We start from the raw sequence: 10,570 nt of genomic DNA, 5'->3' as shown, positions 1-10,570 counted from the left end.
ATATTACAACCATCACAGGTATCAATGGGGATTAAAAAAGATGACCCCTGTTCAGTACAGGAATCATCTATTGTCTGTTGCCTAAGCCTTCTCTTTTTTAAGTGTCCTTGACAAGGGTACCAGTTTAAATGGCCCCAGGCTCTTTCTTTTATGAAACAAAACGATGAAGCGTATTATACGGCCTTCAACCGGACCCACATACTTGCAAAATCGCCCCTTAATGAAGATACCGGCAGCCCTAAGGCCATCAAACGATCACCGCCGTAAATTTCTCCACTCGCTTCCAAACAATAGTTCTTCTCCGGATCCAAACCTTCCAGCTTCACATTACGAAGCGGCGCATTCGGTTCCGCCAAAACTTTAAAATAGAACAGCAAGGCTTCATTACGGTCGCGGCTAACGAACATCCAGGAGGTCTCGTTGCCTTCAAACGGGCTAAGGAGCCGGTACAGCTCACCCTGCTGAACCAATCCGCGAATCTCCTTGTAAGTTTCAATTTGCTGTTTAGCGGTTTCTTGTTCCTCTGCCGTAAATTTAGTCAAATCAAGCTCGTATCCGAAGTTTCCGGACATGGCCACATCGCCGCGGAACGTAAGCGAGGTTGTACGTTCCACTTGATGGTTCGGTACGGCCGAGACATGCGCTCCCATCGTCGACACGGGATATACAAGGCTGGTTCCGTACTGGATCTTCAACCGCTCGACAGCATCGGTATCATCGCTGGTCCACGTCTGTGGCATATAATACAGCATCCCCGGGTCAAACCGGCCGCCACCGCCCGAACAGCTCTCGAACAAAATGTGCGGGAATTCTCCGGTAAGGCGTTCGAGCAGTTCGTACAAACCTAGAATGTAACGGTGCGCAATTTCCTTCTGACGATCAGCCGGAATTTCGGACGAACCGATTTCCGTCATATTGCGATTCATGTCCCATTTCACATAGGTAACCGGAACCGTGCTGAAAATATCACTTAAACGCTCGTACAGATACTCACGGACATCACTTCTCGACATATCGAGCACAAGCTGCTCCCGGGCTTCCGTCCGGCGGCGGTCCGGCACATGCAAACACCAGTCCGGGTGGCTGCGGTAGAGATCGCTGTCGGGCGATACCATTTCCGGCTCGAACCATAACCCGAATTGCAACCCGGTTGCCTTCACCCGGTTCGCCAGATCTTTCAGGCCGCCCGGCAACTTGCGCCGGTCCTCAAACCAATCCCCGAGCGAGCTGTTGTCACGGTCACGCCGCCCAAACCAGCCGTCATCAAGCACAAACAGCTCGATTCCCAGCTTGCTGCCCGCTTGAGCGATCGCCTCGATTTTGTCGGCATTGAAATCGAAGTAAGTCGCTTCCCAGTTGTTGACCAGAATCGGACGCTCACGGTCACGGTGCTGTCCCCGGCAAAGTCTTGTCCGGTATAAGCGGTGATATTCCCGGGACATGCCTCCGAGGCCTTCGTTCGAGTATACAAGCACCGCTTCCGGCGTTTGAAAAGATTCACCCGGCTCCAGATGCCAGGAGAAATCAAACGGATTCAAGCCAATTTGCAGACGGGTCATGCCGAACTGCTCCACTTCAGCTTCAGCGATAAAGTTACCGCTGTATACCAAACTCACGCCGTACACTTCTCCCTGCCGCTCGTTCGCATCCGGGCGAAGCAAGGCAAAGAACGGATTTTGCTGATGCGAGCTGGAACCTCTACGGCTTCCGATTCCCGTAACGCCCGGTGCAAGCCTTCTTCTCTGAACATGACGCTCCCGTGCCCACGCTCCCGACAAATACAAGGCATCGTAATCGGAATCGGCAAAATCCAGCGAGGCGCTCAATGCCCGCTCCAATTCTAACGGGGCCCCGCTCTCGTTCACGATCCTTGCCGATCTGGTGATCGCAGCGGAATCCGCAAATACCGTATAACTCAAAATGACGGTCAGACCGGAAACCGCATCGCTGAGTTCCAGCTCCAGCGTTTCGGCTTCGCTCTCGTGCTCCGTATACACGGCCGGCAGTCCTTTTAACTCCGGCTTACCCTGAAGGATCCGATGCGTCCGGTAGGCAAGCTCGGTTACCCGCGTACCATTCGCCAGCTTCACTTGATAAGCCGGGCTTCTGAAATCGCTGCTCCCATATTGAGGGTATTCTTGCGGCAGCGTATCCAATGAAATCGACTTGTCATCCGGTATCGGATTCGGGCTGAAGGAGGCCCGCTCATTAAAACTCAACATTCCCTTCAGATTACTGTCCTGTCTAAGTTTGCGTCCGTAATAAACATGGGCGGCATACCCGCGAACCAGTTGTATGATGTAGCTGGAGTTTTGCGATTGTAAATGGAACAGATTTTGAGCTTCGTCGAAAAAGATAGGCATTGGAATCCTCCTGAAATGTTCTGAATTCTGGAATGATATCCTTCATTCTACTATGTTATCCAGAAGGAGTAACGATAATAAAGTGATTTTCTATATGGACTTTTGTGTTATCTTCTTCATGAATCAGAACTCATGATACCGTTAGTTGAAGTATGCGAAAACACATGGTATCCGTTTTTCCCCTTCCGCTTGGCCCGGTACATTGCGCTATCGGCTTCTTCCAACAAACGGGCCCGGTCCGCCTTGGATGCTTCGCACATGCTGATGCCGATGCTTCCCGTTACGGATATATCCCGGTCCTGGATAAAATACGGCCTGCTAATCTTTTTCAAGATTAACGAGGCCATAATTTCAACCTGGTTAGGATCGTAGTTTTTCATAATGAACAGGAACTCGTCGCCTCCCATCCGGAACGCCAGCTGGTTTTTGTTCGTGACCTGCATCAAGCCTTGACTTACTTCTTTAAGCAGCGCATCTCCCGCCGAGTGGCCATAAGTATCATTGATTTCCTTAAAACCGTCCAGATCCAGACTTAGCAAGGCCAAATTTTCTTTCTTCCGATAATGCTCCCAAAAATCATCGAACCCGCTTCGATTCAGCAAACCCGTCACGGGATCCCGGTACACCAATTCCCTTAAAGCATTTCTTTCCGCCCGCAAAGCACGTATGTAGAGCGCTCCGCCCAAGAAGACAATCAAAAGTAATCCATATATAAAATAGTGCACATAAGGACTTGTCAAATTCATCTGTATCACCAACCCGTACTGTTGTCATTTTCCTGACGCTAATTCCCTGTCTGTTTGGGGATCTTGAAAGATACCGTCGTGCCTTGGCCGCTTATACTGGTGATGCTTAGTCCCCGGCCGTAAATTTGCTTCAATCTCCGGTCCGTGTTGATCAATCCGATCCCGCGATGAACCTGTTCCGTCCCCGCCAACAGTTGATCCAGTTTCTCCTTCTCGATACCCACGCCGTCATCTATCACCGCGATAAGCCAGCCGTGTTCTTCCTCGGCAATGCGAATTGTAACCGTACCACCGCTGGCCCGTGTCAAAATCCCGTGCCGAACCGCATTCTCAACCAGGGTCTGAAGAGAGAGCGGCGGGACTTCAGCAGCTAACGATCCCGAGATGTCCCACTGAATTTGCAACCGGTCTCCAAACCTTTCTTTCTCAATATACATATAAGAACGGGTCAATTCCAGTTCGAACTCCAATGAGACCAAACGCTGCAAATTTCTCGGATTAAAGCTCATCTGCAAGTAGTTTCCGAACTCTTCCAGCAGACCCACCATCCTGCCATGATCACTCTCGCTTAAGGAGGCGATGGAATTAAGCGTGTTGAACAGGAAGTGCGGCTGGATTTGAGCTTGAAGCCAGGCGGCCTCCATGCGCAGACGTTCACCTACCGAATGTCTGAGATGGATCAAGGCTTGGACCCTTGCCTTTAAATCGAGCGATCCTACGGGTTTAGTCACATAATCGTTGGCTCCCGCCGCAAAACCGGTATAAATATCCTCCTGACGGCTTCTGGCCGTCAGCAGTAAAACCGGCAGCTCCGTCATCCCATATTGAGTACGAATCATTCGCGTCAACTCATATCCTGACATTTGCGGCATCATGACATCCGATATGACGAGGTCCCAATCCCCTTGCTCTAAATATTTCAACGCATCCCTCCCGCCGGAAGCCGTGGAAAGATCGTATTGCTCCGCAGAAAGAATATTCCCTAGAATCTTTAAGTTAATGGGATCATCATCGACGGCCAAAATGCGCGGCTTGCTTATAAAATGAACCGGGGAGTCTTGTCTCCATTCGCTAGTCACAGCTGTAGCCACATCATTCTCCGCCGCTCTTATAACTCCCTCAGCGACTGGGGGCAAATCGCTAATCCCCCGGATTTCGTGCCGGATTTCGCTCTCCGGCAGTCTCTCCAGGTCGTTATCCACTTCGAGCCTGAACTCAAATACCGATCCTTCGCCCGGTGACGATTGTACCTCCAATGTTCCGCCATGCAGTTCGACCAATTGCTTGCAAATGCTTAGCCCTAGTCCGATTCCGCCGGCCCCCGACATTACGGTTTCCGCTTGTTCATAGGGCCTGAAAATGATCCGCCGGGTCTCTTCATCCATCCCGATTCCCGAATCCTTGACTCTAATGATTGCCAGCCCGTCCTGGAGTTCGGCTTCGACTGAGATGATTCCTTTTTCCGTAAACTTAATACTATTATGGATCAGATTGAATAAAATCTGGACCAGCCGGTTCTCGTCAGCGATCACCTTTGGAAAGGAGTCCGGAACCATATGTACCAATTCCACCGCTTTGCCGTCCGTCAAATAACGGAGCATATCGAATACCCCGACAATCACGCCCTGAAGATGAACGCTCCGTTTATTCAAGCGGACATTTCGTTCGCGCAGCAAGGTTACATCTATCAGATCATTCAACAATAGTGACATCCTCTGGCCTACAGTAACAATCAGCTGCAAATTCCCGCGGCTTGACTCTGATAACGTGCGAGTTTCGTTCTCCAATACGCCCTGAGCCATATTGATCATCCCGTGCAACGGGTTTCTGAGCTCATGCGAAGTATTCGCCAGAAAGTCATCCTTCAGTTTGTCCGCTTTCTGGAGTTCATCCGCTAGCTTCCGAGACCGGATCGTCATTTGAGAGAAACGAATGAACCAGAAACAGCAAAAGCTGAGGAAAGCAATAATGAAATCAAACGGGTAATAAGGCATGTCGGGCCACACTCTGCTTTTGAACACGCCGCCTATCAAAATATTGGTCGAAAGAGCGACCGCTGATAGAAGAATGAAGAATGCCGTTCGTTCGCCCTTGCGAATGGTTTCAAAAATGAGTGAAGGAACAAGCACCGCTACCGACAACATGATGATCAAAAGTACATAACGGCAAAAAATGATATACTGCACAGGCAAACAGATAATCAGCAGCAGATTGACCGCACAAAGCCCGACAAATGCAGCCGTCCCTTTCTTAAAACCGCGACTTCCTAGCAGCGCACGAATACATAAAGTCAAAAAAGCCGGAATTGCGGTATAGACGGCGATTCTAATTTTCAAGGACCAATCAAAATCTATCGGCAGCCATACTAAAAGCATCTTATCGTCGTCAATCAGTATCGAAATAATGGCAAAAAAGAGGGTTACGGAAAAATAAGCGAGTTCTCTGCCGCGATGACCAAGCAAGTATAGGATGCCTGCGTATAGCGCGTGCAGCAGAAGAACCACGCATACGATTATCTGCATACTTTGGGTGAAAAACACTTCTCTCGACACGGCTTCAGCCGTACCGAATTTGATCGATTGGGTGATGCCTCCGGTGCTATACATCTTATAGTTGGCAGCTTGGATTACGATCTCGAATTCATTACCATCAGGCTTGAATTGAACAGTATACGGGATATTCTGGGCCTGGTAAAGAGCCCGGTTAGCCGCCGGGTTTCCGGTTTGCTTCAGCAACTCGCCGTTTACGTATAATTTTGAGGCACTCTGTATGTTCTGAATCCTCAGTCCGAAGATTTGCCCGGCGTCCTCTACAAGAACTCTAAGCCGGTAGGTTCCGTATCCATAACCGGATTTATTGCCCACCGCCTGGTTCCATTTTCCCGGTACCTTGATCCATTTCTCCTTCTGTTCCGCATTTGGAATAAAGCCGCCGTCTTCCGCCGGCTCCCAAAGAACTCCCGGTATAAACTCCCATTCTCCGTTTAAATATACAACCTGCTTATCGTTAAATTTCCAATCTCGCAAATCGATAACCCCTTGATGTGCATGGGGATGCGGCGGAACCGTCCTAAACTGGAACCAAAGCAAACGTAGACTTAGAAGGATAAGCAGGAACAAACCTAAATATAGAAACATTTTTTTCTTGGAGATGACATTCTTATTATTGTTGGACAAAGGAAAATTTCATCCTCTCTTGGCAATTAGGTGCCGCCGCTTATAAACCTTATCTATGTACTCTCCCGTTATGGTTCTTTATGGTGATCTTATCGTCTATCTGAACTTCGTTCAAGCTGGATATCCTTGTCTATTTGATTAAGTATAATGTAACGAACTCTACAAAATCTCGACTTCCATTAAAAAGATGACCCCTGAAGAATCCAGAGGTCATCCGCTTGTCAATATAATTACGCGCGAAAACTAGTCAACGGGAATTAGCTTCCCGAACAAGGCATACCTGGCATTGTTGAATTCATAAGAGCAGGTGCACAATACTACAATCCGATCTTCCGCCAGCACCTCCACCTCGCTCTGAAAGGTAGATTCCGCCTTCAGCTCGCCGATGTACTCAAGAAAATCATGGTCATCATCAAACTCCAGCCGAAGAAACTCATAATCTCCGTCTGCGAGGATCCCTGCAAAGAACTCAATGGAATACGAACCGTCGGGCATGTACAGTTGCATGACAGAATGTTCGTCATAATAGGCTTGATCCCTGTAATCCGTTAATGACGCGAACATGGAACCGTCTTTCATGTTATGCCCGTATATGACGGTGCTTTTCCCGGAAAAATCGCCCGGTGTCCGATAATCGACGAACAGACTGCCCAGCTTGTTCTTTTGTCCCGTAAACAGATGGTTCAGATAATAATCGTTATCTTTGCCTTGCACTACGGGGTAGTCGATAACACTTTCCTCCGCCGTAATCCAGGCCACTGCGTCCGCATTGATTTGCCTCAAGACGGTGAAATCCACCTGTTTGGCCTCCGCCACGACAGAAGCTTCTGAAACGCTGTCCGGGCGCAACTCGGTTTCATGCTGCTCTTCCAGTAATGTTCGGACCTGTGCATAAGCCGCGTCCCCCCGGGTATATTCCCGCTGAGATACAAAGAGAATATACACCGAGCTCAACACGCCAAGCAGGCATACTCCCATCAGCAAACGCAGCAGCAAATGCGTACCGGACCTGCGTGTTTTTGTCATGCTTCTGTTCTTTTTCATATCTCTTCCTTATGAAAAGGGCCTGTAACGGAATGGTTTCCTTTGGACAGGCCCTTTTCTGTCTCTTTAATAGTCTGCTTAATCTATTGCTTCATTCTTCAATCACTTCGAGCTTCTTCTCCGCAGGACGAAATCCGTAGAGAACAGCGAGGCCAATGCCAATAGGAAGAATATCAGTCCTAATTGAGCCATCTGCTTGAGGGAGTTATCCCCCGTTTTCGGAGTGCCGCCTTGAACACCGTCAGATCCTCCCTGATCTTTACCGCCGTGATTTCCGGTATCCTTATTGCCACCGATAGAGCCATCGCCGCCGGCTGATCCTCCGTCTTCGTTACTGCCGTTATTTCCGTTATTTCCGTTATTTCCGTTATTATCGATGTTGCCGTTGTTGCCGTTGTTGCCATTGTTTCCGTTGTCGCCACCGTTATCTCCCGGTTGCGGCTCCTCAGGCGATGGTTGTTCAGGCTCATTGACATTCTTGGTATTGATGAAAGCTGCGCTCTGCGTCGTATTGCCTTGAATCACACCGGATGGTCCTGTGCTGACCGACACATATCCTTCCGCAGTATAATCAGCTTCGCTAACCGTATAGCTTGCTCCCTTAGGTAGCCCGTAAACTGTTATGCTCTCCCCGTGAGCCAGCGAAACGGTGCCCCCACTTTGAATAACCCCGCTTCCGCCGTTTCCTGAATAGCTGTAGAAGCCCGGCGCGCCGCTAAAGACAATGGTGAAGCTGAATTTCTTCACGCGGTCGCCTGCGTTTCCGGCAACGGTCTTCCCTATAGACAGGTTACCTGTCTCGGAAGGCGTATTCGGCTCAGAAGGTCCAGGACCCGGTCCGGGACCCGGCCCAGGGCCCGGCGGTATAGAAACATTTTTCGTATTAACGAATGCGGCCGTCTGGACATCGTCTGTCACGATCGTTCCGGCATCGCCCGTGCTTGCAGTTACATATCCATCCGCGGCATAGTCCGCCTCGGTTACCGAATAAGTCGAATCCTTCGGCAGACCCGTGATAGCAATGCTTTCTCCGTGGGCCAGCGAGACGGTATCGCCGCTGCTGACCGTACCGTCAGCCGCACCGCCTGCTCCGGTATAATTATAAGTTCCTGCTGCGCTAAAAGTAATCGTAAAATCAAATTTTTTGCTTTGGTCTCCCGCATTGCCGGCTACTGTTTTGCTGATGACCAGACTGCCCGGCTTATCCTTCGTATTCGTAAATGAAGCCGACTGCGTATCATCCGCAACAATGCTGCCAGCAGCGTCAATACTTGCAGTGATATACCCTTCGGAGGAATAATCGGCTTCCGTTACCGTATATTCCGCATCCTTAGGCAGGCCGGTAATGATAATGCCTTCCCCATGTGCCAGAGCAATCGTACCTCCGCTGCTGATGTTACCATTGGTTGCGCCGCCGGTTCCAATGTACTGGACGTATAACAGCGAGCAAGATACGTAGACATGCGCGGCCGGACGAACGCTCCACTTCCACCGAGAGAGCAAAGAAAAGACGGAAAGTGGCTACGAAATCGTATACCGACATTACCGAAGTGCCAGTTGTGACGAATGTCCGCTAAAGACGCAGTGTACAAAAGCCCAAGGTGATCGCGAGATCAAAGTCAGCATGAAGTATATGCGGCTAAAGAACCAAGCCCAGCAAAAGCTCCGGAGCGAAGAAGGATATGCCCTAGCTGTGAAGCGTATGATCGAGCCTGAGCCCGTGTTTGGTGATATTAAAAACAACCGTAACTTTAAGCGGTTCCTGCTTCGAGGCTTACCCAAAGTAAGTCTAGAGGTCGGATGGCTTTCCCTTGCCCACAACCTGATAAAAAAAGCCAAAGTGGATGCCAAATGCAAAGGAGCTAAGCGAGAACATGCCGCTTAGCTCCTTGTTTCCTTTCAAAGCTGCCCCTATTCGGTGCTTTGGTTGTTCCAAAGTTACTTTTGGGACAGCCTCTTTCGAAAGAAAAACAAAATCGAAAACTCTGAGCCAAGCTCTTAATGTCATAAACAATATAGGACTTAGGTGCCTCATAAGAACAAAAAAACCAGCTATATGGTATCGCACTTCACTTGAAATACAACAGCAATTTCAACTTTTTCAAAGCTACACAACGTTTCCAAAAGAATGCTTGACTATATAGTCTATTAGACTTATTCTAATGGTAGCTAGATTCATATTTTTACCTAATTACATACTTCTTGATTTGATAAAGGCAAACCCATTGAAAAGTGGGGACGCAAAACTATAGGGGTTAAGGCGGAATTTTCCGCTAAACCAGCCAGTTACCGATTGAAGAAGCTCAACTCTTTTGTTGATCTCAACCTTCTTATTCGGTAAGAAGGTTTTTTGTTATCGTAAACCAACTTCATATTTTCATATTGATAAAGGCAAATCCATCGAAAGATGGGGACGCAAAGCTATAGGGGCTACCACGGACAAGCCGTAACGCCAGCCAGTTGCCGATATGGAAGCCAAACGTAAATACATGTTATTTCGTTACTTCCTGATTCGGTTAGTATGCATCAATTTTTTGGTGCAATTTGGGAGGAACCGAAATGAAACGTGTTTTTTATTTGGCAATCGCTATCATTTTCACTTTAAATTTAGCTGCTGTTCCGGCATACGCCAATTCTACCAACAAACTGATAGATGATATAGTCGTATTGCCTCAAGGTGAATATAACAAAACTGATGCGAATAAAATGATAAACCGACTATCCTTGATTCCCTCTTCTCTGTTGCAAGGTTTGAAAGACAACGGCGTTAAGGTCAAACTCGTTAATGGAAAGATTACCGATGAACCAGAGTTCGCCCAATACAAAGGTGTTACGCCTAGAGGCTGGGAAAACACTGGACTTACATGGGACGATGTTCCGGGTGTCAGCTCCAATGTCGTTATCGCAAGAATCGGATACAGCAACAAAGGTAAAGGACACAATGGACAAAACCTCGAACTTCATGAAACTTTCCATGCGATCGACCGGATCGTTCTGAACAACGTAAGCTCCTCTTCCGATTTTCTTGAGATCTGGAAGAAAGAAGCGAACAACGATTATGAAGGCGACGGCTATGTATCGGTTTACTCGACCGAGTATTTTGCGGAAACCGCAACGCTGTATTTCTACAGCGACAAAACACGGAACCACCTGAAAGAGGACATGCCTTTAACCTATGAATTCTTGGACAAGCTGTTCTCGAGTGCACAATAAATAAAAAGCTCCCTTCCGGTTAAGGATT

At 48.5% G+C, this 10,570-nt stretch carries 7 protein-coding genes, 1 pseudogene and 2 riboswitches; of the genes and pseudogenes, 3 read left to right on the top strand and 5 right to left on the bottom strand.

Annotated features, from left to right (window positions below; all coding sequences use genetic code 11):
- Window positions 1–85: IS3 family transposase (locus KJS57_RS12015; protein WP_211020181.1), on the top strand; the 85-nt coding region annotated here is incomplete at its 5' end.
- An 88-nt stretch (window positions 86–173) separates the two neighbouring features.
- Here KJS57_RS12015 and KJS57_RS12010 read toward each other — a convergent pair.
- The 5 genes from KJS57_RS12010 to KJS57_RS11990 all read right to left on the bottom strand — a co-directional run bounded on the left by KJS57_RS12010 (window position 174) and on the right by KJS57_RS11990 (window position 8,754).
- A complete protein-coding gene (locus KJS57_RS12010; RefSeq protein WP_213654967.1) occupies window positions 174–2,363 on the bottom strand; it encodes an alpha-galactosidase in 2,190 nt (729 codons plus the stop codon).
- A 116-nt stretch (window positions 2,364–2,479) separates the two neighbouring features.
- Window positions 2,480–3,109, bottom strand: coding sequence for a GGDEF domain-containing protein (locus KJS57_RS12005; protein WP_213654966.1), 630 nt, complete (start codon window positions 3,107–3,109; stop codon window positions 2,480–2,482).
- A 38-nt stretch (window positions 3,110–3,147) separates the two neighbouring features.
- Entirely contained in the window at window positions 3,148–6,285 is a 3,138-nt protein-coding gene (locus KJS57_RS12000; RefSeq protein WP_244861501.1) for a hybrid sensor histidine kinase/response regulator, read from the bottom strand.
- Between the two features lie 243 nt (window positions 6,286–6,528).
- The gene (gene srtB / locus KJS57_RS11995; RefSeq protein ID WP_213654965.1) at window positions 6,529–7,329 is read right to left on the bottom strand and encodes a class B sortase; all 801 of its coding nucleotides are present in this window, start codon (window positions 7,327–7,329) and stop codon (window positions 6,529–6,531) included.
- Window positions 7,330–7,431: 102 nt separating this feature from the next.
- Window positions 7,432–8,754 carry a DUF7601 domain-containing protein gene (locus KJS57_RS11990; protein ID WP_444544264.1) on the bottom strand — a complete coding sequence of 441 codons (1,323 nt, stop codon included), beginning with the start codon at window positions 8,752–8,754 and terminating at the stop codon, window positions 7,432–7,434.
- A gap of 25 nt (window positions 8,755–8,779) precedes the next feature.
- Between KJS57_RS11990 and KJS57_RS11985 the strand changes: the two are divergent.
- A pseudogene (locus KJS57_RS11985) lies at window positions 8,780–9,214 on the top strand (transposase); the annotation flags it as partial.
- A 320-nt stretch (window positions 9,215–9,534) separates the two neighbouring features.
- Window positions 9,535–9,623: riboswitch (cyclic di-GMP riboswitch) on the top strand.
- A gap of 86 nt (window positions 9,624–9,709) precedes the next feature.
- A riboswitch (cyclic di-GMP riboswitch) is annotated at window positions 9,710–9,797 on the top strand.
- A gap of 91 nt (window positions 9,798–9,888) precedes the next feature.
- A complete protein-coding gene (locus KJS57_RS11980; RefSeq protein ID WP_213654964.1) occupies window positions 9,889–10,542 on the top strand; it encodes an anthrax toxin lethal factor-related metalloendopeptidase in 654 nt (217 codons plus the stop codon).
- Window positions 10,543–10,570: the final 28 nt, after the last annotated feature.

The sequence above is a fragment of the Paenibacillus vini genome (assembly GCF_018403325.1).
GTDB lineage: Bacteria > Bacillota > Bacilli > Paenibacillales > Paenibacillaceae > Fontibacillus > Fontibacillus vini.
The sequence above is the reverse complement of the archived record's forward strand: the minus strand, read 5'-3'. Positions and strand labels throughout refer to the sequence as shown.